Origin of the sequence: Nocardia sienata NBRC 100364, assembly GCF_001613205.1 — a bacterium.
Classification (GTDB): domain Bacteria; phylum Actinomycetota; class Actinomycetes; order Mycobacteriales; family Mycobacteriaceae; genus Nocardia; species Nocardia sienata.
Map to the genome: position 1 here is coordinate 14,883 of NZ_BDBX01000002.1, position 26,821 is coordinate 41,703.

The 26,821-nt window shown below is 67.1% G+C and carries 21 protein-coding genes and 2 pseudogenes; 16 read left to right on the plus strand and 7 right to left on the minus strand.

All coding sequences use genetic code 11. The features are described from left to right. Positions 1-24: 24 nt before the first annotated feature. From NS4_RS00560 to NS4_RS00575, 4 genes and pseudogenes are all read left to right on the plus strand, one after another. Complete coding sequence (locus tag NS4_RS00560; RefSeq protein ID WP_218020273.1) at positions 25-519, plus strand: hypothetical protein; 495 nt, start codon at positions 25-27, stop codon at positions 517-519. A gap of 42 nt (positions 520-561) precedes the next feature. Beyond that, complete coding sequence (locus NS4_RS31920) at positions 562-1,128, plus strand: MFS transporter (protein WP_063057484.1); 567 nt, start codon at positions 562-564, stop codon at positions 1,126-1,128. Positions 1,129-1,202: 74 nt separating this feature from the next. Continuing rightward, entirely contained in the window at positions 1,203-1,766 is a 564-nt protein-coding gene (locus NS4_RS31925; RefSeq protein ID WP_157105816.1) for an MFS transporter, read from the plus strand. 375 nt (positions 1,767-2,141) lie between these two features. After that, positions 2,142-3,227, plus strand: a pseudogene (locus NS4_RS00575) (M3 family metallopeptidase); the annotation flags it as partial. A 78-nt stretch (positions 3,228-3,305) separates the two neighbouring features. On the opposite strand, the gene NS4_RS34015 reads toward NS4_RS00575, so the two are convergent. From NS4_RS34015 to NS4_RS00595, 4 genes are read right to left on the minus strand one after another with little or no spacing between them, the layout of a single operon-like run. Next, complete coding sequence (locus NS4_RS34015) at positions 3,306-3,836, minus strand: twin-arginine translocase TatA/TatE family subunit (protein ID WP_501193438.1); 531 nt, start codon at positions 3,834-3,836, stop codon at positions 3,306-3,308. A 16-nt stretch (positions 3,837-3,852) separates the two neighbouring features. Next, positions 3,853-4,635 (minus strand): twin-arginine translocase subunit TatC, encoded by a 783-nt coding sequence (gene tatC, locus NS4_RS00585; RefSeq protein WP_245664923.1) that lies wholly within the window; start codon positions 4,633-4,635, stop codon positions 3,853-3,855. Further along, positions 4,632-4,874, minus strand: a complete 243-nt coding sequence (locus NS4_RS00590; RefSeq protein WP_063057487.1) for a Sec-independent protein translocase subunit TatA/TatB — start codon at positions 4,872-4,874, stop codon at positions 4,632-4,634. Before NS4_RS00590 ends, tatC begins: the two co-directional genes overlap by 4 nt. A 34-nt stretch (positions 4,875-4,908) precedes the next feature. Then, positions 4,909-5,874, minus strand: a complete 966-nt coding sequence (locus tag NS4_RS00595) for an intradiol ring-cleavage dioxygenase (protein WP_063057488.1) — start codon at positions 5,872-5,874, stop codon at positions 4,909-4,911. 427 nt (positions 5,875-6,301) lie between these two features. Between NS4_RS00595 and NS4_RS00600 the strand changes: the two genes are divergently transcribed. Beyond that, positions 6,302-9,145 carry a patatin-like phospholipase domain-containing protein gene (locus NS4_RS00600; protein ID WP_063057489.1) on the plus strand — a complete coding sequence of 948 codons (2,844 nt, stop codon included), beginning with the start codon at positions 6,302-6,304 and terminating at the stop codon, positions 9,143-9,145. A gap of 12 nt (positions 9,146-9,157) precedes the next feature. On the opposite strand, the gene NS4_RS00605 is transcribed toward NS4_RS00600, so the two are convergent. Then, positions 9,158-9,361, minus strand: a complete 204-nt coding sequence (locus NS4_RS00605) for a hypothetical protein (protein WP_157105818.1) — start codon at positions 9,359-9,361, stop codon at positions 9,158-9,160. Between the two features lie 345 nt (positions 9,362-9,706). Between NS4_RS00605 and NS4_RS00610 the strand changes: the two genes are divergently transcribed. From NS4_RS00610 to NS4_RS33765, 4 genes and pseudogenes are all read left to right on the plus strand, one after another. Continuing rightward, a complete protein-coding gene (locus tag NS4_RS00610; RefSeq protein ID WP_063057491.1) occupies positions 9,707-12,289 on the plus strand; it encodes a helix-turn-helix transcriptional regulator in 2,583 nt (860 codons plus the stop codon). Positions 12,290-12,909: 620 nt separating this feature from the next. Further along, positions 12,910-13,641: pseudogene (locus NS4_RS33060) on the plus strand (C1 family peptidase); the annotation flags it as partial. A 57-nt stretch (positions 13,642-13,698) separates the two neighbouring features. Continuing rightward, a complete protein-coding gene (locus NS4_RS33065) occupies positions 13,699-14,550 on the plus strand; it encodes a DUF8189 domain-containing protein (RefSeq protein ID WP_063057575.1) in 852 nt (283 codons plus the stop codon). Between the two features lie 39 nt (positions 14,551-14,589). Beyond that, entirely contained in the window at positions 14,590-14,880 is a 291-nt protein-coding gene (locus tag NS4_RS33765) for a protease inhibitor I42 family protein (RefSeq protein ID WP_084486414.1), read from the plus strand. Positions 14,881-15,040: 160 nt separating this feature from the next. Here NS4_RS33765 and NS4_RS00625 read toward each other — a convergent pair whose 3' ends face one another. Next, entirely contained in the window at positions 15,041-18,574 is a 3,534-nt protein-coding gene (locus NS4_RS00625) for a CHAT domain-containing protein (RefSeq protein ID WP_063057493.1), read from the minus strand. A 67-nt stretch (positions 18,575-18,641) separates the two neighbouring features. On the opposite strand from NS4_RS00625, the gene NS4_RS00630 reads away from it, so the two are divergent. From NS4_RS00630 to NS4_RS00650, 5 genes are all read left to right on the plus strand, one after another. Then, complete coding sequence (locus tag NS4_RS00630; protein ID WP_063057494.1) at positions 18,642-19,109, plus strand: hypothetical protein; 468 nt, start codon at positions 18,642-18,644, stop codon at positions 19,107-19,109. Beyond that, a complete protein-coding gene (locus tag NS4_RS00635; RefSeq protein WP_063057495.1) occupies positions 19,110-20,039 on the plus strand; it encodes a hypothetical protein in 930 nt (309 codons plus the stop codon). 239 nt (positions 20,040-20,278) lie between these two features. Next, positions 20,279-20,980, plus strand: a complete 702-nt coding sequence (locus tag NS4_RS00640; protein WP_084486417.1) for a response regulator — start codon at positions 20,279-20,281, stop codon at positions 20,978-20,980. A 137-nt stretch (positions 20,981-21,117) separates the two neighbouring features. After that, the gene (locus tag NS4_RS00645; protein ID WP_439955749.1) at positions 21,118-22,065 is read left to right on the plus strand and encodes a HAMP domain-containing sensor histidine kinase; all 948 of its coding nucleotides are present in this window, start codon (positions 21,118-21,120) and stop codon (positions 22,063-22,065) included. Positions 22,066-22,651: 586 nt separating this feature from the next. Beyond that, positions 22,652-24,115, plus strand: coding sequence for a DUF4153 domain-containing protein (locus NS4_RS00650; RefSeq protein ID WP_169811710.1), 1,464 nt, complete (start codon positions 22,652-22,654; stop codon positions 24,113-24,115). A 530-nt stretch (positions 24,116-24,645) separates the two neighbouring features. Here the strand turns inward: NS4_RS00650 and NS4_RS00655 are convergent. Beyond that, the gene (locus NS4_RS00655) at positions 24,646-25,605 is read right to left on the minus strand and encodes a zinc-binding alcohol dehydrogenase family protein (RefSeq protein ID WP_063057496.1); all 960 of its coding nucleotides are present in this window, start codon (positions 25,603-25,605) and stop codon (positions 24,646-24,648) included. A 69-nt stretch (positions 25,606-25,674) separates the two neighbouring features. Here NS4_RS00655 and NS4_RS00660 point away from each other — a divergent pair, with 69 nt between their 5' ends. Both NS4_RS00660 and NS4_RS00665 read left to right on the plus strand, forming a co-directional pair. Then, entirely contained in the window at positions 25,675-26,310 is a 636-nt protein-coding gene (locus NS4_RS00660; RefSeq protein ID WP_063057497.1) for a TetR/AcrR family transcriptional regulator C-terminal domain-containing protein, read from the plus strand. A 240-nt stretch (positions 26,311-26,550) separates the two neighbouring features. After that, positions 26,551-26,766, plus strand: a complete 216-nt coding sequence (locus tag NS4_RS00665; protein ID WP_063057498.1) for a hypothetical protein — start codon at positions 26,551-26,553, stop codon at positions 26,764-26,766. The last annotated feature ends 55 nt before the right edge of the window (positions 26,767-26,821 follow it).

Here is a 26,821-nt window from a genome sequence, read left to right on the forward strand (position 1 = left end):
CCAGGGTGCCGTGCCGACTACACAGTGGTCGATAACGGATTCCGTACCAATCTGAAAATCCTGCGGCTGTTGGATCGTGCTCAGCCGGACGATTTTCGTGAGTGCTTCATCAGGACGATTTCTCGACAGGACGCAAACGAGAATCTGCTCACCTTCGCCAAGCTGATGGATATTCTGTTCCGGGAACGGAATGCTGATCTGATCCCAGTTTTTCTTGATCTCGGAGGCCCGGCATCATGGGAAATACTTGATGCGGCCCGCCGCTATCACGCGAGCAATTACATATCGGAGACCCTCCGTAAATCGCCCACAGTCGGTACCCGCGAAGCGATTGCTCTGACGGTAGTGGCCTCCGCACCGAGCGCGGAAACACCGGACGGGTTGGTGATTCAGGTCGAGGATCATCTCGAGGGGACCGACGTCCGAGCGGCGACGCGGAAGGCTCTGACCGGCCTCTCGAAGGCTCACACGGCCGAGGTCGAGCGAGTGTCCAGAGTTCTCGATATTGAACTGATCTGAGGAGCGGGCGTGCTGCAAGGAAGATTCGGCCGGCTGTTGGCAATGGCGGGTATTACCAATTTGGTGGATGGTGGTGCTCGGATCTACCTTCCGCTGCTGGCCATCGCATGGGAAGCCAGTCAGGCCGCGGTCGCTTGGATCTTCTTCGCAGCACTGCTCCCGTGGGCGGTGGGCAGCCTGTTTGCCGGGGCGATGATCGACCGCAGGGACCGTTTCGCGATTCTGCGCGCCATGAACCTGACGCGAGCCGCCGGTCTCGGCGTCGCCGCGGCGGCCGCCTTCCTGTTCCCCGGTCAACTGGCAGTGTTGCTGGGACTGGCGGTCGTGATCGGCACCGTCGATATGGTCGGCGACATCTGTGCGCAGAGTATGGTGGCCGATCTCGTCGAGGAACCAGCACGCACGGATGCCTACGGGAAGATGGCGTCGGTGCAGACCGTCCTCGGGGTGCTGGCCGCCCCGGCGATCGGCGGTCTGCTCGTCGCGGCTCCGGCCTGGCTGGCGCTGTCGACGCTGGGCATCGTGAGCTCGGTTGCGGTGCTTCTTGTGAAGGACCACGCGGCGCGGGTGCCGGGCCGGCGCGCGAGCATCTGTCCGGTTCGATCCTGACCGACACCGGGATCGGGTTGCAGACCATTCTTCACAGCTCCTGGCTGGGGCGCACCGCCGCAGTGGTCGGCGTGATGAACCTGGCGTCGTCCGCGACGATGGCGGTCCTGGTCGTATACACGAGCCGGTCGCTGGGTGCATCGGCCGCCGAGACCGGAATGCTGTTGTCCGCGACCGGCGTCGGTTCCAGTGTCGGCAGCCTGATCGCCGCGCGTCTGTCCGCGCGTCTCGGATTCCGGGCCGCGGTCGTGATCGGTGCACTGGGCATTGCCTTGGGCCTGGTCTCGCCCGTCATCGGGACGAGCATGATCCAGCTGGGAATTGTGTCCGTGCTCGGTAGCCTGCTCGCACCGCTGTTCGGCGTAAACCTGATCTCGATGCGCCAGCGCATGATTACCCCGGATCTGGCCGGCCGCGTGAATGCATCTTTCCAGCTCCTCGGAATCGGCGCCGCCCCGCTGGGCGCGCTGATTGCCGGCGCCGTGTCCACAGTCGTGACGGACAAGGCGGTGTTCGCGGCGAGTGCGAGCCTTGCGATTGCCGCTCTCGTGGTGTGCCGGCCGTGGTCTGTGGGCTTGCTCCCGAGGCCCGCCACCGGAGACCAGGTCGACCACCGGGCACGGGAAGTACCGAGTTGAATGGGTGGGTGCAGGTATTGATCCGGCTCCGCCTGATTCGGATCGTCGACAGACCCCTGGCGTCCGACCTGAACTCCTCGGGCATCACCACATCACGACGCCCGCGACAGTTCCCGTCACCATGGCAGGCGACGGCTCTGGCGCGGCAGAATAGGTTTCCACGATGACGGACAACCCTTTCTTCACCCGGAGCCCGCTTCCGTACGAGCTTCCGGAGTTCGCAAAGATCGATGACAAGGATTATCTGCCCGCGTTCGAACGCGGGATGGCGGAGCAGCTGGTCGAGATCGATGCCATCACGTCAGAGGTAGAGGCGCCCACCTTCGCCAACGTTATCGTGGCGTTGGAACGTTCGGGTGCGCTGCTGAAGCGGGTGATGTCGAGCTACGCTCGTGGGATTGGCAGTTCTGGTCGGAGAAACTACGTGCCGAACGGTTTTCGGTCAACGAAGAAGCCCTGCGTCCCTACTTCGAGCTCGAACGGGTGTTGTGGGACGGGGTGTTCTACGCAGCGGGGCAGGTCTACGGGATCACCGTCCGGGAGCGCAGCGATCTGATCGGTTACCACCCGGAGGCCCGTGTTTTCGAGGTGTTCGATGCTGACAGCGAGCCCCTGGGGCTTTTCCTCGGTGACTTCTTCACCCGCCCGTCGAAACGCGGTGGTGCCTGGATGAACGAATTGATCAGTCAGTCACGGCTGTTGGATCAGAAGCCGGTAGTGGTGAACAATCTCAATATCCCGAAACCGCCCGAGGGCGAAGTGGCCCTACTGACTCGGGACAACGTCAGGACGTTGTTCCATGAGTTCGGCCATGCTCTGCACGGGCTGTTCTCGGATGTGTGCTACCCGTTCTTCTCCGGTACCGAGGTGCCGCGCGATTCCGTCGAATTCCCGTCACAGGTGAACGAGATGTGGATGTCCAGGCCGGAAATTTTGGCCAACTACGCCAGACACTTCGAGACCGGCGAACCGATGCCCGCCGAACTGGTCGAGCACATGGCCGCTACCGAACGGTTCGGCGAGGGCTTCCGCACCGTCGAATACCTTGCCGCGGCCCTCCTGGACTGGGCATGGCACCGCATCCCCGCCACCGATGTGCAGTCCGGCGTCTTCGACCCGGACGGCTCGGATGCCGAGGTTTTCGAGGAAGTTGCGCTTCAAAGGGCGGGCATCGCTATCGCCGCGATACCACCGCGCTACCGCACTGGATACTTCGCGCACATTTTCTCGGGTGGTTATGAGGCGAGCTACTACTCGTATATCTGGAGCGAGGTGCTCGATGCGGACACCGCGCAATGGTTCATCGATGGCGCCGCACCGATCCGTGAGAAGGGTCGGCTCTTCCGCCGCGAACTGCTGTCCCGAGGCGGTTCGGTGGATCCACTCGAAGCCTTCGAAGCATTCCGAGGCCGCGCTCCCGAGATCGAGGCCATACTGATCAGGCGGGGGCTGACCGTCTGATCGTGCCCTGTGACCCGTGCCGGGAATCGGCCAGCGCCGGGCGAGGACGTTCGGTAAGAATCTCCGGCGCGGCCAGAGTCACCCATCCATCGTCCGCGGGCTACCGACCTGGTGGGCCGAGTCCACTGGTTCGCGTTCTGTCGATAGCGGATCGTGTGGAGCGATGTGTGCGGCCGAGTGTGCTCGGGCTGCGATGCGTCGTGGGTCGTCATATGCGAGTGAGTCGATGAGGATTCGGCGTGGATGCGATGACGTCCCGGTCACCAGGTACTTCTGACCGGGCCGCACTCGATCGGCCTGCTCGGTGATGTCGTCCGTTGTCGCTGTGTTCGGGGTCGTTGTGGGGGTGGAGGCGGTGGTGTCGTGGAGTGCATCGCTGACGATTCGGCGGGGGTCGTACTGCCGCAGGTTCAACAGTTGCCAATCGGTGCGTTGCAGTGGGACTCCCATTTCTCGTTCCGCCGCGCTGCGCGTTGTTTCGATGAACTGGCGCAGCGTTCGGACGGTTCGGGAGAGCTGGTGAGCGTATCCGGGCAGGCGCTGAGGACCGAGTACGAACCCGGCGATGACAGCGACCAGGAACATTTTTTCGAACGTCAAACCGAACATGGTGTGGCTCCGCTTTTCAGGAGGTAGGGAACAAGTCAACGCGATCGGAGGGTGCGCGTCGGGCCGCCCGCCTGTCGTGCAGAGCGGTGATCGCCAGGGCGGCACCGAACAGCGCCGACATCGGCAACGCGACCGAGAACATGGACAATACGTCGGCGGCAGGGGTCACCAGGGCGCTGAACAGTGCGATGACGACGACGATGACACGCCAGCTGCCGCGCAGTGTGTGCGCGGAAAGGATTCCGAGGCAGTTCAGCATCACCAGCAGCGCGGGAAGGACGAAGGCGATCCCGGTTGCCAACACGATCTTCATGACGAAGTCCACGTAGTAGGAGGCGTTGAGGATCGTGCTGTCCTGGTCGGAGGAGAAGCCGGCGAGGACGCTGACCATGCGGGGGAAGATGAGGAATCCGAACACACACCCGGCGGCGAAGAGCGGCGCAGCCGCAGCGGAGAAGCCGAGGACGTACTTTTTCTCGCGTCGGGTCAGGCCGGGGGTGACGTAGGCGAAGAGCTCGCGCAGCCACACCGGACTCGACACGATCACCCCGGTGAACAGGGCGATCTTCAGTTCGAGGTCGAACGCGCCGGTGACGGTGTCGTAGTTCAGACTCGCCTGCCGGGAGCGAGCGAGTTCTTCGACGGGTGTACGCAGGACATCGAGGATCTGATCGGAGAGAACGAAGCCGACCACCATACCCACCAGCAGCGACACCGCCGCGCGCAGCGCGCGCCGCCGTGCCTCGCGTACATGCCCGGCCAGCGGCATCGTGCCTCGCGCGGCGGTGGTCGCTGTCACGACGCGTGTCGGTACGGCACCGCGGCGTGCGCGTCCTCGGCGATGTTCGCCGCTGTCGTGCCAAGCGTCGAGACGCGGTCTCGCGGTGATGACGGTGTCTCCTCACGCACCTCGTCTTTGAGGATGCGCAGGGACTGGCCGACGCCCTTGGCGAGGGAAGGAAGTTTGGTCGAACCGAAAACGAGGAGGATGATCGCGAGGACGATGAGGGCGTGCCAGCCGGTCAGGTTGTGCAGCATGATGTCTCCCTTGTGCGGTGGGGATGAAAAATGGTCAGTTCGCGCTTGTCGAGCCGGCTTCCGGCGGTCCGCCCGCGGGGGGACCGCCGTTGCCCATCGGGGGTTGTCCGCCGCCGGGAGCGCTGACCGCGGGCTCGGTGGTGGTGTCGACCGCGACGGCCAGCGATCCGGCGTAGCCGGAGACGGCATCGCCGGAGTAGGTCGCCATCTGCAGGTCGTAGCCGTCACCGAAGATGCCGTCGTTGTCTACGCTGCCGATCTGGAACAGGTTCTGCGCAGATCCCGTGTAGGTATCGAGCTGGTAGATCTCCTCGAGCATGCCCTGGGGGAATGCGACCTGCGATGTCGCGATCGCATTCTCGGCGTTGGTCGCCGAATCGACGTCGGGATAGACCTCGAAGTGGATGTGGGTCCAGCGGCCGGGATAACAGCCGGGGACGATGGTCCGAAAGGTCGCCTTGCCCTGGGGATCGGCGACTTGAATCCCGCGGAGATACGTCTCGTCCTCGACACCGTCGGAGTACATCGAGTACCGGCCCACCGCGTCGCATTGCCAGGCGTACACGGCAGCACCCTCGAAGGGACTGTTGTCGGCGGCGATATCGGTAACGGTGAAGGTGAGCGAGAGCGGGACCCCGGCGACTGTGGTGCCGCCGTCGAGGCTTGAGGTGATGTCGCTCCGGACGATTCCCGATTCCTCGAGTATGTTCACTCCGTTCGTGCCGTCTGCCGGATACGGGCCGTTCGTCTCTTCGGGGATCTCGCTCGCGGCGGTCACCGATGCGGTCGAATTTCCGGCGTTGTCCGTGTTCGAGCAGGCGGCCAGCGCTAATGCGCCGGCTCCGGCACCGACGACACTCAGAACCCGGCGGCGGGTGACGAGGGTGGCGATATCGAAGCCTGCACCCTGATCGACAATATCTTCGGCAGGGCGGTCGAGCAGGCGCCCTTCATATGTCGGTCCGGCGGAAGTATTGGTGGGTTCGGGTATGCGGGCCATTACTGTTCCTCCCTCGAAGTGACACTCGGTGGTTCATTACTGCCGATACTCGATGTCGATCCAGTGAGGATGCTGGACCTCGGCTGTAAGGTTTCTGGGAACCGCGCGGAGAGATCGAGAAGCTACCTTCCAGCCATACCGGCGCGTTCGCTGTCGACGGCGGGCGATTCGGCGGGCAGCGAACGCGGTCACCGTGATGACCTCCGACCACGGTCGGCTGGGAGGCCGGCCACTGCGCATCTCGCTTGCCCGAGCAGGTCGGCTTTTCCCGGCGGCCGAGTCGCGGGCGCCTTTCGGCTTGTTTTCTTCGCCGCGTCCCCTTGTTACGCGCACGCGATCGGGTATCGCACGAGGTCGGCACGGCGCTCCGGAATGAGGTAGCGGACTACTCGTGTCGACGCATCGCAGGCGTACTTAGTGTCGGTGTATGAGTACCGACGGGCAGCCCCACCCGCCGGCAGTCCGGGCGAGTGGAGACTACGTCACCTCGGGGTTGGCGACGATCGAACAGGTCGGCCGTGGAAAGGTCTTCGCCTACACCGCAGGTCTCGTGGTGTTCCTCGTCGTGGTGCAGGCCACGATGGCACTACCGATGGGGCACCGTGAACCGCAGCAATGTCACACGGCGGGATCGCTCGGGTTGTTCGTCGCCGCCATGATGGCCGTCGCCGCGCCGATCGCGGCCTACCGGTACTACGCCTACATATGCGCGCTGAAACTGGACCGGGACGGCCCGCACGACCACGAGCGGGCTGCGCACCGGGTCTTCAAGATCACGTTCCTGCTGGTGGTCCTCGATATCGGGATCGTTATATACCTCGCACAGCGGCTGGCGGCCGAACCGCCGTCCTGTGGCGGCACCACCTCGACGCTGTTGGAGTTGCAGGCGCTCACGCACATCATCGGTCTTCTGCTGGCTATGGGGGTGACCGCATCCATCTGGTACAGGGGCCTCAGGAGCCGGCTCGCGGGCGGTGGCGAACCTCAACCCCATTATGCGCGGACGGTCATTGACCCCAAGCGACCGGAGGGACTGATCCTCTGCTGCTCCGGCGGTGGGATACGGTCGGCCTCGTTCTGCCTCGGGGCATTGCAGGTGCTGCGCGGACACGGCCAGTACCGGGCGGCCGAGGCGGTGGTCGGGGTGAGCGGCGGCGGCTATATCGCCGCGGCCATGCACATCCTGCAACGCAACGTCGACCTGCACCAAACCTCCGGCAATCCGTTTGCCCTCGAATCGTCGGAGCTGGCCTACCTGCGCCGACGGACCCGCTATCTCATGCCGCACGGCACCGACAAATTCCGTGCCGTGTTCTCCTTGCTCTACGGAATCGCTGTGAACGCCGCCTTGGTGGGTATTGCCCTGCTCGCGGTGGCCTGGTGGCTGGGCTGGCTGTTCGCCGACCTCGAGGTGCTCCTGCGCACCGGTGATCGTCTGGAACTGCAGCTCGTACCTGCCGGTGGGTACTGGTACCCAGCGGTTGCGCTCGGTCCGTTCGCCTTGACGGCGGCGGTGTTCTTCGTCGAGAAAGCATGGGATCGGCTGGGATCGGTACCGGACACGATGCGCAATATCTTCGCGAAGGCGTCGCGGCTGCTGCTCGTCGTCGGGGTGCCCTCGGTTGTGCTGCTAGCCGGTGTTCCGATAGCACTGTACTTGCTGGATATGGTGTCGGCGCAGCAGAACGGAACACTGCTGGCACTGCTGGCCGGACTCGTCCACCCCGATGGCACCGGGGTGCTGGCCTTCGGCGCGACGCTGGTGGCCCTGCTGGGCCTGGGACGATCGGCCTGGAAAGGGCTGCACACCCAATCCAAGGCCACCGGATGGTCTGGGCTGGTCCTACGGGTGGTCCGCAAACAGATCGCCCCGTGGCTGGGCAGCGCGCTCATCATCGCGGTGGTGGCGATCCTGCTGTTGCGGTGGACGACCTACTTTGCGACCACGCCGAACGCGCGCTCGGACTGGTCGCTGGCGTGGGGGGTGATCGTCATTGCGGCCGCGATCAAAGTGTTCACCGACGCCAACCGCACCTCGCTGCACACCTACTACCGGGAGGCGCTGTCGCAAGCGTTCCTGGCCGATGAAGACGAACGATCCGGGCAGGCGGTGCCGCTGCCGTACAGCACGGCGCTCCGGTACTCCGAATACGGCCGAGCGGTCCGCGACGGGCCCCGGCTCGTCATCGCGGCTTCCGCCAATGCCGACGACGTCGCCTTCGTCCCGGCGGGCCGGGGCTGCGTACCGTTCATCTTCGACTCCGATTCCACCGGTGTCGTCGGTGACCGGGCGCTCACCCAGGACGGACGTCGACCCACGGCGGCCTACGAACAGCAGGCCGACCACCGGTGGCGGGACGTGACCGTGCCTGCCGCGATGGCGATCAGTGGCGCTGCGTTCAGCCCGCTGACCGGCCGGGAGAGCGCACGCACGCGGCCGGTGCGGATTCTGCTGGCCCTGCTCAACGCACGCCTGGGGGTATGGCTGCCGAACCCGTACTGGCAGCCGCCGCCGCAGGGCAGGATCAGCACGGCATTCCCGGCGCTGCAGAGCTGGGCGGACAAGCCTGGACCGTATCGCCTCCTGCGCGAGGCGTTCGGTCACCCGTCGCTCTACGACCGATGGCTCTACGTCACCGACGGTGGGCACTACGACAACCTCGGGCTGGCCGAGGCGCTGCGCAGACGGCCGGCCGCCGTGTTCGTTCTCGATGCCAGCGGTAATTCCGACGACCGCTTCTGTGCGCTCGCCGAAGCCATCGCGACAGCCAGGATGGACCACTGCACCGAGATCTCCTTGGATCTGAAACCGATGCTTCCTGTCGACGAGCAGCGGGCCTCGCGAGCATGGGCGTACGGGATCGTCCGGCACCTCGACGGCGCGACCACCGACCTCTACTACCTCAGATCTCAGCTGGTCGCCGACCTGACCTGGGACCTGGAGAACTACAGTCGGGCGCACCCGGACTTCCCGTTCACCTCCACCAGCGACCAGCTGTACAGCGAATGGGACTTCGAGGCATACCGAGCACTCGGGCACGAACTGACCGAGCGTGCGTTGGAGGACCCGGAGTTCGCCGGGATTCCGCAAAAATTCAGAAGCCGTCCCGCGGCGGCCCGCTCGCTCGCGAACAGGGGCACCGACGGTGAATGCAGCAGGGTGCCGAGCGGAACGGGCCTGGGAGCCGACGGTGAGTCCGGCCGAGCCCCGCGAGGCGCGGGCCCGGGCTCCGACGGCGAATCCGGTAGGCCGTCCAGGACGGTGGGATAGTCGGCACAGGGTCTACGCGCCGTGCCCGGAGCGTGCGGCCACCAGAGCGGTCAGTACCTGTTCGGTCCTGGACCGGCCGGCTGTCTGCCGCAAGCCGCAGGTACGCAAGGCCTCCTCCAGTTCGCGTTGCGCTTCGAGCGCGCGCATGAGCAGATCCGCCGATGATTCGCCGTCGGCAGGAGTGACCCGCAGTGACACCAGCAAGGTTGGTGCCACCGAGCGGGTCCAGTGCGCCCGCGCCCTCTCTGTCCAGGTTCACCCTGATGTGGATCGGCGTGCTCACCCGAGACCTTCCTGTCGTCTTGACACGTGCGTACCGCCGTGTACAGACGCCCTGATGATCAGCTTCGCCCCTGGCCCGCTGTTGCGCGCGGGTAGTGCGATACGTGATCGGGTCGTGTGTTCGAATCGCGGGCGACGTCCGCCGACAGCGCCGAAAAGCACAGTCGACACGAAGCGCTGGGCGCTGTAGCAGGTTCCGCCCGCGACTGCAGCGGCACCGTTGGAGTATCATGATCGGCTCGTTGTGACGAGGCCGGACGAGAACTACACTTTGTTTGCATGGGCGGACTCTGGCAGCTGCTCGAGCGCCCCGCCGAATACCATGCCGTTCATGCGGCATTGACGAACGGCGACACCGGCGGTGCGGTATTGGTCGGTGCTGCGGGCGTCGGCAAAACCACGCTGGCGCGCCTGGTCACCTCCGCGCTGGACGAACCGGTGCGGTGGGCGGCCTGCACCGCCTCGTCACAGGCCATCCCACTGGGTGCGTTCGCACCCTGGGTCGTCACCGCGGCATCACGCGACCCGCTCGCGCTCCTGCGTTCCGCACGGGAGAATATGCTCACCGGGCCCGATACGGTGCTCGGCGTCGACGACGCGCACCTGCTCGACAGGCTCTCCGCGACGCTGGTACACCAGATCGCCGTCGACCGCGGCGCGCGCATCGTGGCGACCGTTCGTGCCGGGGAACCCGTGCCCGCCGCGGTCACCTCCCTGTGGAAGGACGGCTACCTCGAACGCATCGAACTGGGGCCGTTCACCGAACGGCAGTGCACGCAACTCGTCGAGACCGTCCTGGGCGGGGTGTTGGAGGGGCTCAGCGCCGATGTGATGTGGGAATCCTCCGGGGGCAATCCGCTGTTTCTGCGCAATTTGGTCGAGGGTGCCGTCGAGGCACGCACCTTGACCGATGTCAACGGCGTCTGGCAACTGCGGGGCCCGACGGCGGTGCCCTCGGGACTCGTCGCCCTGCTCGACGAACGGTTGACCAGAGCGGGCGGGCCGGTGCGGGAAGTGCTCGAGACGTTGGCCGTGTACGAGCCGCTCGACCTCGACATCCTCGGCGAGCTGGTCGGTCAGGATGCGGTGGCGGCCGCCGAGACCACCGGGCTGATCCGGGTCGGCCGGCGCAATGGGGCCGTCGACATCCGGTTCAGTCATTCACTGCTCGGTGAAGTGGTACGCCGTCGGGTCGGCGCTGCCGCCGCGCGCGCCCGGCGCGGACGGCTCGTCGAGACATTGCGCAACCGAGATCTCGGCACCCCCGCGCACCGGATCCGGTTGGCGCGGCTGTGCGTCGACAGCGATCGTCCGATCGATATCGCATTACTGATCGACGCCGCCAAAGATGCCGTGTCCCTGTCCAACCTGCCGTTGGGTGAAACGCTCGCGCGTGCGGCGTGCGAACGCGGCGGTGGCCTGCGCGCAGCCGAACTGCTCTCCCGGGCGCTGCTGTGGCAGGGCAGACCACAGCAGGCCGACGAGATCCTGGCCCGCTTCGACCCTGACCGTCTCGATCCGTTGCAACTTGTGCAGTGGGGCATGGTGCGGGCGAGTCTGCAGTTCTGGTCACTGGGCGATATCGAACACGCCCGCGAACTGGTGGAGGTACTCCGCGCGCGGGTCGCGCGTCCGGCCCTGCGCCTGACGGTCGACGCGGTGGCGGCGGCGATGGCGGTGCACGAGAACCGTGTCGACGCCGGCATCCAAGCCGCTGAACGGGTTCTCGCCGATTCGAATTCACCGCGCCAGGCCGTCGATTTTGCCGCGTTCACCCTCGGTCTGGCGCTGCCGGTCGTCGGGCGTGGCGCCGACTTCGCGCCGATCGGGGCGCGCTGCCGGACCCAGCGGAAGTCCACCGACGGCATCATCCGGGCGATGGTCGGCTACGGTGATGTGTTCGCCCTGACCATCCTCGGCGATTTCGACCTGGCAGAGCAGCGCGCGGCCGAATACCGGGAGTTCTCCTCGGCCGGTCAGTTCGTCGGCTGGGCGATCGCGCGCATCGCGGTCGGTGCCGTGGCCACGTACCGCTGCAGATTCCGTGCTGCGATCACCGCCTTCGAGCAAGCGCTGGCAGCACTCAACGCGGAAACGTCACTACCCTGGAAACTGCCGGCGCGACTGCTGCTGACTCGCGCCTACGCCGCATTGGGCGAGGTCGAGCACGCGGAACGGGTTCTCGCCGACGCCGACGAACACAGCGGACCCCATATGGCCCTGCACGAACCGCAGCGCGTGATCGCCCGGGCCTGGCTCGCCGCTGCCGAACAGCGGCCGCATTCGGCGGTGGAATTGGCTCGCGAAGCCGCCGATATGGCGCACGCCGCAGGCCAGTACGCGCTGGAAGCAGAAGCGCTCCATCATGCCACCCGATTCGGCGATCGCACCATTGCCGCCCGGCTCGCGGCCATCGCCGACCGGGTACAGGGCCGGGCGGCGGCGACCTACGCCCGCCATGCCGCCGCCCTGGCGAATTCGGACCCCTGCGCACTTGCCGCGGTCAGCCGGGAGTTCGAGTCCGCAGGCTTCCTGCTGGCCGCCGCCGACGCGGCGGCGCAGGCGGTTCTGATCTACGACCACGCCGGACAACGTCGGCCCAGCGCCCGCGCTGTCTCCCGCGCCATGGCACTGGCCGCTCAGTGCGGCGGTGCGGGGTCGCCCGCGATCACGGCCGCTGCCCGCCCGCTACCGATCACCGAACGCGAACGTGAGATCGCCGCGCTCATCGGCCGAGGACTGTCCAACCGTGCGATCGCGGAGCGACTGTGCGTCTCGGTCCGCACGATCGAAGGCCATATCTACCGAGCCTGCATCAAACTCGATGCCGCCGATCGCGACCAACTCGCCGAGCTGATCTGAGTAGCCGATGAGCACACCGGCCGTCCGAGACCACATGCGACGGCGGCGCGGTGCGTCCCCGGTTGACTAGCCGGCCGTTCGAATAGTGTATAAGCCGGAGGCCGGAAACCTGGATGCTTCCGATAGTCAGCGGGTGTGGTCCGACGCCGCGCCGGGTACTACGACCTCCGCCGACGACACGGTCCATGCAGGGATCGGCACTACATCCCGCGGGACGTCGAGGCCATGACAGGTGCCACTCGTCGATATCGCCCGCCGATCATCACGAAGACGAGGCAGCCGGCCCGATCCTCGGCCGGTGTCGGCGGAACAGGTAGTACGCTACGCGTTCGGTCCGGGTGCATTCGCTTCTAGCATCGAGGTCGTTGTAGCGCGTCGATTCGCAGCCGCGCCGGAATTCGGCTTCATAGGCGTAGGTGCATTTCTCGGGCGTCTATACGGCACGCGGGACTGCAGGCTCTGTCTCGGCTCGTCCGCTTCTGGTTCCGGCGGCCGTCGCGGGCGGCCTGTCCTTCACCCGGTGAGGAGAAACCGATATGCCGAACATCGACTTTGCCGAACTGAACAGAGAGATCGAACGGAGAGGGGCCGGGTGGAAAGCGGTTCCCACCACCGTCAGCATGTTGAGCGAGGGCGATTTCAGCAACCTGCTCGGCGTAGTGGTCGACCGCGCGGACGTCGAGGCCGCCAATGCGGAGGCCAGGGAGAGGGTTGCCGACATCGGGGTAGGTGCCCCTCCAGCTTTCGACTGGCGCAATGTCGGTGGACGGAATTTCGTGACATCGGTGAAGGACCAACGCGACTGCGGTTCGTGCGTGTCCTTCGGCGCCTGTGCGTGCGTGGAATCGGCCGTGGCGATCAAAAATCCCGGGACGATCGTGGATCTGTCGGAGGCCGACCTGCACTTCTGCTCGAGTCATGGTGCGAATTGCGGTGGTTGGTGGCCGTCGAAAGCTCTGGAAGCGGTCAAGAGTCGCGGCGTGGCTGATGACGCCTGTTTCCCCTACTTCACCGCATTCGATGCGAGTAAGCCGCCCAAGCCGTCATGCAAGGCATGTACCGACCGCGACGATAGGGCGTACAAGATCACCGGGTACACGTAACTGGTCACGATGGCCGAGCGTAAAGCCTGGATCTCCACCCGCGGGCCGGTCTCCGCATGTTTCCAGGTCTATGCCGACTTCTCCATGGTCGGAACTGGTGTGTACCGACATGTTTCGGGAGCATCTCGGGGATACCACTGCGTCCAGATCATCGGCTACGACGACGCACAGCAATGCTGGATCGCCAAGAATTCTTGGGGGACCAGTTGGGGGCACAAGGGCTTCTTCCGTATCGGGTACGGCGAATGCGGCATCGACGCTACGAGCGACGACCGAGACGCGGACGGTGAACTCAATCGCTTCCCGATGTGGGGTGTCGAGGGCGTCGTCCTTCCGGCATCCAGCAAGCGGAAGTGGTCCGGGTGGGAGAACCTCGGGGGGATCCTCACCGAGGGCCCCGCAGTGGCATCCTGGGCGGTTGATCGGCTGGATATCTTTACGAAAGGCGTCGACAGCCACATGCATCACGTGGCGTGGAACGGCAGAGCCTGGGGGGGATGGGAAGATTTGGCCGGCATGATCGTCGGTGCACCGGCAGCGGTCTCCTGGGGTCCGAATCGGATCGACACCTTCGCGCGGGGGACGGATAACCAGCTTTGGCACAAGTGGTGGGACGGCAGAGCTTGGCGCGGGTGGGAGAGTCTCGGAGGAGCCCTCACATCCGGTCCTGCCGTCGCCTCATGGGCGAAAGACCGGCTCGATGTGTTCGTCAAGGGCACCGATAATGCCATGTGGCACCTCTGGTGGAACGGCACGACATGGAAAGGCTGGGAGAACCTCGGAGGCGGCCTGGCGGGCGCTCCCGCGGCAGTGTCCTGGGGTTCGAACCGCATTGACACCTTTGTGCGGGGCACGGACAACCACCTCTGGCACAAGTGGTGGGATGGTCATGCCTGGGGTGGATGGGAAAACCTCGGCGGGGTTCTGCTCTCCGACCCGGCCGTGTCGTCCTGGGACAAAGACCGGCTCGATGTGTTCGTCAAGGGCACCGATAATGCCATGTGGCACCTCTGGTGGAACGGCAAAGCCTGGGGTGGCTGGGAAAACCTCGGCGGGGTAATCGACGACGCACCCGGAGCTGTGTCGTGGGGGCCCCTGCGTATTGACTGCTTCGTCAAAGGGATGGACAGCCACCTCTGGCACAAGTGGTATGCATGAGCGAATGGAGAAAGCCGTGTCCGCTGGGATCTGTATGCCATGAGCGATCCTCTCGAAGAAGTCGTCGCTGTCCACGGGATCGCCTCCGTGCGTCTGCCCGAGATCCCCACGAGTGGATACGAGTGGGCGCTGACAGATCCCCCCCGTGGTCTCCGGCTCGTTCATGACCGCTATGAAGGGCTGGAGACCGGCATAGCGGGAGGAAACGGAATTCACGTTTTCGAGTTGGCTCTCGACGGACCACAGGCGGTAGAAGCGACTTTCGCGCTGCGACGTCCGTGGGAGCAGTCGGCCATCGAGAGGAGACGCGTCATCATTCACCCGAGATGACGCCCGGATGACTGGTCACCGACCCCTGAAGATGTGAAAGCCCGGCAAACCGGGCGGGGTCGATCTCGCCGGTGCTCGCGTTCTGGCGCTGGTCTCCACCCGGCCAGGTTCACCTGCCCATCCGACGACTGTGGGCCGGCCAGGGTGTCGCCGGGGCGGTTCATGCTCCGGTGTGGAGGTGAGCGGCCCACAGCGATGGGGTGGCCGGAAAGGTGTCGCGCGCTGCACGGACAGCGTGGTGCAGTGCGTGGGGCGCGCGGCCGATATCGACCACAGTCGTATCGGGCCCGGTACGCAAGGCCGTATAGAAGGCGTCGGCGATGCGGATCGCGATATCGTCGTCGATTGTCCACAGAGTGCCGATGACGTGGGAATATCCGGCGAGCTGGAAAGCGGATGCGAGGTGGATGGACTCGTCGACCAATTGAGTGTCGGTGCTGATAGCGGTATCGCAGGCCGATAGATACGCCAACCGTGCCCGGTCGAGATGGATCGGGGCGAGTGCGGCGACGGTGAACGGGGTCGTGGCGTGATCGTGTAGCAGCAGCCGACTGCGCGAGGGGTCATCGGGGTCGGTGGCTGCGTGACAGGCGAAGTGCACGATGGCGCGTTCCGGCAGCAGATCCAGCACAGTGGCCGTCATCGGGGCTGTCTGCGCGGCAGACGGACTCGCAAGAGAGCCGAGATCGTTTACATCGTCGGGCTCGGTGAGGACAGTGGCTCCCGGCAGATGCGTGGCGACCAGCCGGGCTTCGTCGAGCACGTAATGCAGCCGGCCGTCGATCCCGGGAGTCGTGGGCATGGCCACGACAAGGGCCGGCCCGGGCGTGTTCAGGTCTGCGGTGGACGAGCGCCGGCGACGCGCGTATTCGAGAGCGGCGACAGTGGGCGTATAGGAAGAGACGACACGGTCCATCACCGTCGCTGGGTCGGATCGGGCCGGGTGAGTGTGATAGCCGGCCGCGTGGATCGGTAGTTGGCCCAGCAGTCCGCCGGGCGCCCACCACACCCGCGGTCCGGACCGGTCGGGCGCAATCGGCCGATGAAAGCCCAGCGCTTCGAGCACGGGACCGGTTGCGTTGTCCCACAGCCATTCCAGGGTGGCGCTCAACTGTCGTTGCGCGGCTTGCCGTTCGGATCCGGTGGTGCCGTGCGCGGCGGTGTTCAGCGCCTCGCGGAAGGCGCGGGCTCGGTCGCGCACCGCCGCTGCGGACAGGGCAGGCAGCGGCAGCCAGGAGATTCCATCGGCGGTGAGCAGAAGCGCGTCGCTACCGTACCGGCCGATGCCGAAGGCCACGACCGGCCCGTGGCCGGCCTGCGCGACCAATTGCCCGGTCGACGGTGGTAGAGCGAATGTTTCGAATCCGGGTTGGGCCCGGATGCGGGTGAGTACCTCCTCGAACTCGCGTGCCAGTCGGTGCCGATCCGGCGCCGGGTCGTCGGAACCGGCCGGAAAGGGGGTGGGGTCGGGCCGATCGAGCTGCTCACGCAGCCGGACGAAGTCGCCACCGAGATCCGGATGCCGGTCCATGAGCTCGGCGGTATCTGTACGGACCTGGACCGTCCGGTTCAGCAGTACGGCCCGGCCGGCCTCGAGCAGGCGCAGTGCCAGATCCGCCCGATCGCTCTCGGGTACAGCCGGATTCCGTAAGGTCAGCGCCGCGGCGTCGGCGGCGAATCCGCCCCATCGACCGATGGCGTACTGCTGATCGGACCGTTCCAACTGCCGTGGTGCGATCTCGGGAAGCAGTCGGACCGCGTGCTCGATCAACTCGGCCGCACGGTCCGGTTGCGTGGCCGCGACCAGGTCGGCGGCAGCGCGGGCCGCCAGGATTCGGGTCGACGGCGGTGCCACAGTGGACCGCTGTGCGTCCAGAAAGGCTGTGGTGGCCTCGTATCGGTCGCGCGTGGCGTCCGTTCGCCAGTACCGCATCATCAGGGCGGCCCCGAGCCCGGTCAGCCGTTGGGCGTGCGCGGGGTGATCGGCGGGTGTGATATTCGCGGCTCGCCGCAGGGTATCGATGGCCTCGTCGAGATCTGTCGGAGTTCTCGTCTGTTCGAAGCGGGTCCGGATGGCGAACCCGAGGTTGCTGAGCATGGCCGGCAGGTCGGGGTGATCGGCGGGCGTCGCGGCGACGGACTGCCGGAACAAGTCGATCGCCGCTTCCAGATCGGCTGTTTCGGTCGTCTGCTCGAACCGGTCCGACAGGGCGTTTCCGAGATTCACCAGCAGAATGTTCATTGTGCGGTAACCGGCCGGAGCCGAGTCCACGGCGGCGCGCAGACTGGTGATGGCCTCATCCAGATCCGATCGTCTGCCGCTGCGTTCGTATCGACTCCGAAGGGCTGTCCCCAGAGTCGTCAGTCTGCCTGCTCGGGTAGTGCTGCCTCCCGCTGTGCCGACAACAGCTCGTCGAGCCATCCGGATGGCTTCGTCCAGATCCGTCATGGAACCGGTTCGATGGAACCGATCGACCAGTGCGCGGCCGAGGCTGCTCGCCCGGTCGGAGTAGTCGGGGTCCTCGGTGACAGTGGCCGCGACCGCTTCCCGGCCGATTCGGATGGCCTCGTCCAGATCGGCCGGGTTCCCGGTTCGCTCGAAGCGGATGCGCAGTGTGAACCCCAGACCGAACAGGTCCCGGGCCCGATCGGGATGACCGGCCGGGCTCGCCGCCACGGCCTGTCGTCCCGCTTCGACCGCCTCGTTCAGATCCGATATCGTCCCGGTCCGCTCGAACCGGCCCAGCAGCGCCCCGCGGAGGGTGTCCAGGGAGTCGGCGCGGCCCGGATCGCCGGCGGGGGTGCCGGTCACCGCCTGTCGTACGAGCCGAATGGCTTCGTCGGCATCGGTACGGTCGCCGGTCCGCTCGAAACGGGACCGCACGCTCTGTCCCAGGACGTGGCGCATTTCGGTCCGCAGGCTGTCGGGAAGCGTCGCGGGCATGGCCGATATGGTCTGCTCGCCGAGCCGGATGGCCTCGTCCAGATCGGCCGCCGCCCCCGTCCGCGCGTACCTGTCCGCGTGTGCCGCGGCGAGATGCACCAGCCGCACGCAGAGCAGCGGATCGTCCGCGGCCGTCGCCGCCACCGCCCGGTGCCCCAGCGCGATCGCTTCGTCGAGGTCGGCGAGTTGCCCGGTCCGCGCGACTCGGCTCAGTAGCACAGCACCGAGTCGGTCGGTCCTGTCGGCGAGCTCGGGATCGCCGTCGGCTGTGCGGGCGACCGCTTCCCGCATCAGCAGGACCGCGTCGTCCAGGTCGGCGAGGTCTCCCGTGTTCTCGAACCGGGTATCCAAGCTGCTCCCGACGGCTATCAGCACGACGGTACGGAAGGGAACATCGGCCGGGACGACATCCAGTGTCCGGCGACCGAGCCGGATGGCCTCGTCCAGATCGGCTGCCGCATTCGTCCGGCCGAACCGGAATACCAATGCCCGGGCCAGGTGGTATCGAACGCCGGGAAATGCGGGGTGGCCGGCCGGGGTGTCGGCGACGAGCTGTCGGCCCACGCGGATCGCGTCGTCCAGTTCGGCGACGGTCTTCGCTCGATTCAGACGGTTGCGAAAAGCGTCCAGTGGGCCGAAGGGGCCGCTTCGACCGACGGCGGCCAGCGCGCCCAGCTGCTGCCAGAGACTCTTGGCGGCGGTGAAGAAACCGGATCCGCCGGTGCCACCGTCGTGCTCACGATCTGTCATACTGCCCTCCCCGGATGTGTATCGACGCTAGTCATCCGACGGCCTGAAGCACAACGTCTTCGACGATATGATCGAACCGCCGCGCTGCACCGCCGAGGCCGTGCACGTGGCGTCTGCCGGATTTCTCGTCGTCCCAGGGGGTTGTTTGCTGCCGTCGTCACAAGATGCCGGGCGGGTCGCCGCCGGATTGGCTTATCTGTGTGGGCATCTGGAGGATATTCGCAGCGTACTCGGCGATGACGGAGCCGATCCGGGATCGCCGCTCAACCGTCTGCTCGCCGTCGTGCGCTCCGGCAGCGCCACCGGTTTCGGTGTCGCGCTCGAGGCCGTCCACACCGCACTACAGGCCCGCGGTGACGCGCGCGGGTTGTACGGACATCACCGCAGCGCCACACCGATCGGTGTACGCCACCTCGAAGTCGTCTACCGCTGTCCGCTGGCACGTTGCATGGGCCGTACCGCCGACGAGGTCCACGACGACCCGCCACGGTGCGCCCTCACCGGGCGGGAGTTGTTGCGAGAGCGGCTTTCCTGAATGGGCGGGTTGTGGGGCGAACTGACGAAGAAGCTCGCCGAGAAGTGGCTGTCGCTGCTGGTTCTGCCGGGTGCCCTCTATCTCGCGGTCGCAGGTGCCGCAATCGTGCTCGGGCACGGTCGTGCGCTGGATGTGGGTCTGCTCGCACGCACGATCACCTCCTACGCCGAAAACCCGGCGATTGCCGCCACGGGCGCGGGAATCCTGCTTCTGGTGGCGATCTCGGCCGGTGCCGCCGCGGTCGGGCTCGTCGCGCAGGCCCTCGGAACCTTTGCCGAACACATCGCGCTGGCCACGGAGTGGACCGCCTGGCCGTCGCCGGTCCGGCATCCGGCGAGCTGGGCGGTTGCCCGGCGCAAACGTCGCTGGGACACCGCCGAGGACGTCTACCGCCGGGAGCTCAGCAAGACGCTGGCTCCCGACCCCGCGGACCGGCCGGATCCAGCGCTCCGGCATCGCGCGGCCCGTACCCGCAACCGGATCTCGACGGAACGGCCGGAACGGCCCACCTGGAGCGGTGATCGAGTACATGCCGCGGCTGTTCGCCTCGACCGCGACCACCACCTCGACCTCGCCACGGTATGGTCGTCGGTCTGGCTGATCCTTCCGGATTCCACCCGAGACCAGATCGGGGAGGCACGGACCGCTTTGGCGCGGGCGACCACGCTGCTCGCCTGGTCGGTCCTGTATTCGGTGCTGACGGTCTGGTGGTGGCCCGCGGCTCTGATCGGCGTCGTCACCGCGGCAACGGCCCGGTATCGAATCCGCACCGCAACAGATGCCTATGCCACTCTCCTGGAATCCGCGACCCGCTTGCATGCCGTTTCTCTCGCGACCCAACTCGGTATCGAGCACGCGGGCCCGCTCACGCCGCAACTCGGCCACGTTCTCACCCGCCACCTCGGCAGCCCGCGCCCGCCCACCGACTGAGTGAACCGGCACCGCCCCGTAGGAGGCGGCGGCACCACGGGCCGGAATCGAGGTCGCGTTCGCCGGACCACCTACGATGTCGGCACGGATCGGTCCCCGGACGGACTGTGGAATCACAACAGCGAGTGCTGCAGGCGTCGTGCCGCGAGATACACCACGCGACGGTATGCCCCCGACCACACAGAATCTCCACATTCGACGCCTGTTCTCTCCACACAGGGTGGCTAGGCTTCCCGACCATGGAACAGAACGCACCGGCAGGGGGAGCGGTGGCGCGGCGGATCCTGGTGGTGGACGACGAACTCACCATTGCGGAATCGGTGGCGGCGCGGTTGCGGGCCGAGGAGTTCACGGTGGCGCTGGCCCACGACGGACCCGCCGCGGTAGCCGCCGCGAGCACTTTCGAACCCGATCTCGTCGTCCTCGACGTCATGCTGCCCGGCTTCGACGGACTGGAAGTCTGTCGGCGGATCCAGGCCGAACGCTCGGTGCCGGTACTGATGCTCACCGCGCGAACCGATGAGACCGATCAGCTCATCGGTCTCGGCGTCGGCGCCGATGACTACCTCACCAAACCGTTCTCCCTGCGAGTCCTCACCGCCCGGGTGCACGCGTTGCTGCGCCGGGTCGAACGCGCCGCAGCGCTGCCCGGCACGATCACCGTGGTCGGCGATCTGCGAATCGACGCCGATCAGCGCCGGGTCTGGCGCGGCGGGGTCGAAGCCCAATTGACGCCGCTGGAGTTCGATCTACTGGCCCGGCTGGCGCAGCGGCCCCGCGCGGTGCTGGCTCGCGAACGTCTCCTCGAGGAGGTATGGGACTGGGCCGATGCCGCGGGCACCCGGGCGGTCGACAGCCATATCAAAGCTTTACGCCGCAAACTCGGCGCCGATCTGATCCGGACCGTCCACGGTGTCGGGTACGCGCTGGAGTGCAGATGAGCGGGCACACGGTCGCCGGCGCCGACACCGGGGGCCGGGTCGTGCGCGGGTTGCGGCGGGTATCCGACCGAGTGGCGGCGGTATTGCCGCGGCCGCTGGATCGGGTCCGCTCCATCAAACTCAAATTGGCCGTCCTGATGACCTTTGCGGGCGGACTCGCCTTCGGCTATTTCCGCCTGCAGATCGGCTGGCTGCCACCGATGACCACGCTGGCCGCGATGGCGATCGCGCTGGTGTCCTCGCAGTTCCTGGCGCACGGCATCACCATGCCGCTGCGGGAGATGACCGCCGCCGCCCAGCGTATGGCGCGCGGGGACTACACGAGCCGCGTGCGCGCCTCTTCCCGCGACGAAGTGGGCCAGCTGGCCGAAGCGTTCAACCGGATGGCCGACGACCTCGCCGCAGCCGACCAGCAGCGCCGTGACCTGATAGCCAATGTTTCGCACGAGTTGCGGACCCCCGTCACCGCGCTGGGCGCCATCCTGGAGAACCTGGTGGACGGGGTATCGAAGCCCGATCCGAAAACACTCGCAACGGCTCTCGCGCAGACCGAACGGCTCGGGCGGCTCGTCTCCGAACTGCTCGACATCTCGAGTATCGAGGCGGGCGCCGTCCCGCTCGACCGCGGCGAATTCGCCATCGCACCGCTCTTCGCGGAAGTGGTGGCCGAGGTGGAGGTCATGACGGCCGCGTCCGGCCGCGGGATCCGCTTCCGCAGCGAGGTCGAGCCGGTGACCGCGACCGTGTACGCCGACCGCGCTCGCCTCCACCAGGTTGTGTTGAACCTCCTGGACAACGCCGCCCGGCACGGTCCGGCCGGTGGGGAGGTCCGCCTCCGCGCCCATATCGTGGCCGACGACCTCGTCATCGATGTCGAGGACGACGGTCCCGGCATACCGCCTGCCCAGCGCGAGCGCATCTTCGACCGTTTCACTCGCGGCGGCCGTACCGACGGCGGCGGCACCGGGCTCGGACTCGCCATCGCGCGCTGGGTGATCGATCTGCACCGCGGCGCCATCGCCGTCACCGACCCCGGCTCCCGGATCCGCGTGATCCTGCCGGCCACCGAGCCCCCCGACCACTGACCTTTCCCACTGCACAACCCGGCCGCCGATCGGCCCCGGGGCGATAACGCACGCCTTCAGGAGGAGCTCCATGCCCAGACGAACGAAACCGAACGACGACAACATGGAACGGACGACCCTGGGGACATCGACGGATTCTGCCGAACTCGGCACCTCGCCGGCCACCGAGAACGCAGCGCAGCCGGCGGGAACAACGGAAACCGAAGAAACGACCGAGAGCGTCGAAGCGGCAGCCCCTGCCGAACCGACCGGCCCGGGGAAGTCGGGCACGACAACCCGATCGGCGGAACCGGGCGAGCCCGAGGCCGCAACCGAGGCGGCGAAGCCGGGGGAGCCGGAAGCAGCGGGTCCGGTGACCGGGGCAAGTCCGGCGGACGTGATCGTGGCAGTCGAAGAAGTCGAACCGGCCGGCACCACAGCCCGGGCCGGAGCCCTGCCACCTGCCGCGAGAGCGGGAAATTCGAGTGCCTCCACATACGGGGCACCGGTCGCGGTCACTCAAACCCCGGGGCCCTCCGCGCGGAAGGACACCGCCGCGAATCCGACTCCCGAGGCTGCACTCTCGGGGCCGGGCAGCCGGATACAAATGCAGCAACCGAGCGCTCGAGGTGCACTGGAGCACCCGAATCCGCCGGCCGTTCCACCACGCCGGCACCTGGTCGCCTACCCGGCGGGTGTCCTGCCCGCGGCGGGAATCGCGGGTCTGGTCGCGGCGGCGGCCGTCCCGCTCGATCGGCCCGGAATCGGCTGGTTGCTCGCGGGCTCCGCGGCTGCGGCCGCGGTCGGTGCGGTCCATAGCCGGGCACGTCGTATCGCGGGGCCCGACCATGGACAGACCTGGAACCGGGAACGCCTGTGGTGGACGATCACGGCGCTGGTGTTGTTGGCGGTCGGCACTTTCCGGGCCGCGGGGTGGTTGTTCGTCCTGTGCGTGGCGGCGGCTGCCGTGGCCGGGTCGCTTGCGGTGGTGGGGCGGCGTTCCGAGCGCGGGATATTCCGGGAGGCGCTGGCTGTTCCGCTGGCGTCTGTCGGCGCCGTCGCCTGGGTGTACACCGCATTGGGAAAGCGGCCCGACGGTGCCGGGACGCGTAATCGGCGGCTCGGGGTATCCGCCGCCGTCACGGCGGCATTACTCGCGGTTTTCGTACCGCTACTGGCCGGCGCCGACGCCACGTTCGCCGCCCTGATCGACGGTCTGGTACCGCGAATGGACAGTGACACACTGACTCGATGGGTTGTGGTGTTCGTAGCAGCGGGTATCGGGACTCTGGGAGCCCTGTACCTGCTCGCCGGACCCCCGCTCCCGGACGACAGGAAGCCGAAAGTCGCGAATCGGACGCTGGCGCGGCCCGAATGGAGTCTGCCGGTAGGCGCCCTGACAGCGGTGTTCGCGCTGTTCCTCGGGGCACAGTTGGTGGCCCTGTTCGGTGGGGACGATTATGTGCAGCGCACCGCCGGCCTGACCTACGCCGAGTACGCCCGGGGCGGATTCTGGCAGCTCTCCGCGGTCACCGTGCTGACGCTCGCCGTCATCCTGCCCGTCCTGCACCGCGCCGCCCGGGACACTGCCGTGGACCGGCTGTGGTTGCGCGGCCTCTTGTGCGCGTTGAGCGGGCTCACGCTGGTGATGATCGCCTCCGCGCTCGGGCGTATGTGGACTTACCAGCACGCGTACGGATTCACCGTGCTGCGGTTGCTGGTCGGCACTTGCGAACTCTGGCTCGGCATCGTCTACGTGCTGGTGATCATCGCTGTTCTGCGCCTGGAGACGGCGTGGCTGCCACGCAGTGCGATCGCGGCGGGGACCGCCGCACTACTGGCCCTTGCCGCACTGAATCCCGAGGGCCTGGTCGCCGCCGAGAACATCGACCGCTGGGAAAGCGGCAAAGATCTCGACGTCGACTACCTGGCCGGTCTGTCCGTCGATATCGTCCCCGCCCTCGACCGGCTGCCCGCCCCGATCCGCGACGACCTGCTCGACCGGCTCGACAACCAGCTCGACGACGACGCCTGGAACAGCTGGAACCTGGCCCGTACCCGGGCACGCTGAGCCGTGAAGTCCAAGTCGCCGGGGAGACGAGCGGGATCGGAAAGCTTCTGCTCGTATCCGATCGCATGCCCCTACCGTCCAGCATCGGTTCTGTGCATGCCCTTGTGATGCTCCGCAGGTTCGTGAGGACCAAGTCTCTGGACATGTTTGCCATGGCGGGCACGGTCGGCGGCAACCGGGGTGACCGTGACCGCCGTTCGGCGGCGACCCGGACCGGGTCGACCGGATCGCGCCCGGCCTGCCGATGGGTCGTGGGGGCCATCCCGACGAGGTCGCCGAGGCCATCGCCTGACTGATCTCCGACGCCGCCTCCTATACGACGGGGAGCTTCCTCGACCTCGCGTGGTGGCCTGTTCGAGAATCCACAGGTAGGTGCCGTAGCACTCCTGTTCGGCCAGGGAAACCGAATCTGCTGCCGGCCGGGACGGCCGCAGCTCGATGGCTGCGGCCACACCGGCGATTCCGGGCCCGACGGCCAGTGCGCGTCTGGCGCACATTGCCGTCTTCCTTTCTGCCGACTTCGATCCAGGTCAGTCCGGGACGACGACGGCCCGGGTTCGCCCCTGATGCGCCCAGGCTTCGCCGACGCGGCTGAGGGGGTACGCGGTGTACGGCGCGTCGAAGGTGCCGTCGGCGAACCGGGCGAGGATGCCGGGAAGCTCGGCGATCATCTGTTCCTTCGAGACCGAGCCCTTGCCACTGCCGCTGACCCGGATCCGTCGGCTGCGCAGTAGTGCCGCGGGCAGCACCGCCTCGGCTCCGGCGAGCGAGCCGATCTGCACGTAGTCGACCGCCACGCCGTTGTCGTCCGGGCCGGACCTCCCCAAAGCCGCGAACGCGGCCTCGGCGACGGGGCCCCACACGTAGTCCAGGACGAGGGCGGGCTGTGCCTCGGCGACGGCTGCGGCGAGGGCGGACGCCCAGGCGCCGGGTGCGTCGGGTGCGAGCGCGACGGTGACCACGCCCGGGCAGCGCAGCTGCTCCAGTGCGTCGTGGTCGCGCCCGGCCGCAATCACCTGTTTCGCGCCGAGGGACAGCGCCGCCCGCACCGCCAGACCGCCCGACATGCCGGTCGCACCGAGCACCAGCACGGTGCCGAGTTCGACCGCCGCCTCGCGCCGGGCGACCAGCGGCATCCAGCCCGAGAGGGCGGGATTCATCCCGGCGGCGACCGCGAGCGGATCGGCCCCGGCGGGCAGCTCCACCTCGAACGGCGTGACCAGCCATTCTGCCATGGTTCCCCAGGGCGACCGGGCGAAGCCCGTGTAGACCAGTCGCGCGTCCCCGCTCCGGGCCACCGCGTCGACGCCCGGCACAAGGGGATATACCCGGCCGCTGCCGTAGTGGTGACCGGCGGCCATCCCACGGACGACGTGGTGCAAACCCGCGCCCACGAGCCTCAGCGGCGCCCGGCCGGGCCGCTGTTCGGGATCCGGGAAGTCGGCGCAGACAGGTGTGGTGTCAGGGGCTTCGACGACTGCAGCACGCATGGCGCACTCCTTAACTAAGTTAAATTCCGCTGCCGCCCACTGTTCCTGAACTTTGTTAAGGTGTCAACCGTGGCCAAGGGAATCACCCGGGAGCAGATCGTGGCGGCGGCCCTCGAACTGCTGAACGAGCAGGGCATGGACGCCCTCACCGTCCGTGCGCTCGCGTCCCGGCTCGACGTGAAGGCCCCCGCCCTGTACTGGCACGTCCGCAACAAACAGGAACTGCTCGACGAGATGGCCACATTCGTCATGCGCCGCGTCACCGACTCCCTGGCGGCGATCCCGCGCGGCGGCGACTGGCGGGCCGCCGTAGCCGCCTTCGCGCATGTCCTACGGTCGGAGTACCTGCTGCACCGGGACGGGGCGCGCATCTTCAGCGGTACGCGCCTCGCCGATCCCGCAGTCGTGAGAGCCAAAGAACCCTGGCTCGAGAGCTTGACCACGACCGGTTTCTCCCTGGCCGAAGCAGATGACGCCCTCGATCTGGTCACCGCCTTCGTGGTCGGCTTCGTCATCGAGGAGCAGGAGCGCAGCCGGCCGACCGGCAGCGACCCCGCGCGGTACTCGCTCTCCGGACGTGACGCGTGGCTCGGCGAGGGCGCCGAACTGGTCAAGGCCGCCGGGCATCTTCGCGACGACGGTGACCGGCGGTTCGAACGGCAGCTCGGTATTCTCCTCGACGGGCTCGCTGCCCGGCTGCGCTGACGGCTCGGCCGGTTCACCGTCCGTTCGGAGCGAAAACTCGATCCGATCTCGCAGCACCCGCAGATCGGAGACGCTGATCCCAGACGACATCCGGGCACAAAGACTCCAGGCCACACCGCGCCGCGGGAGTACTGTCACCAGCAGATGCCCTAGGCCTCAGGGAACGCCGGCACCTCCACCGCGAGGAGATCGATCTCATAATCGGGCCCGGGCCGCCGCATTGCGCACTACGTAAGGGGGTTGCGTAGCACGGTCGAGACGGTCGCGAAAAAGATCGCCCAGGCGATCCGGGCGCTGGATGTGGGCCGGTTCGACATGATCTACTCCGCCGCCGGCACTGTTTCCGCCACCGCCCGGCTACGCTCGGTCGAGCTGTACGGTAGCCAGGTCATTCCCCGGGTCCGCGAGCTCCTGGCCGAACAGCTGGTCACACACGCTACCCGGAGCGGGGCATGAGAGCCGGTGGTTCACGCGTCGACGTGGTGATCCGGTGAGGCGTCACGAGGGCAGA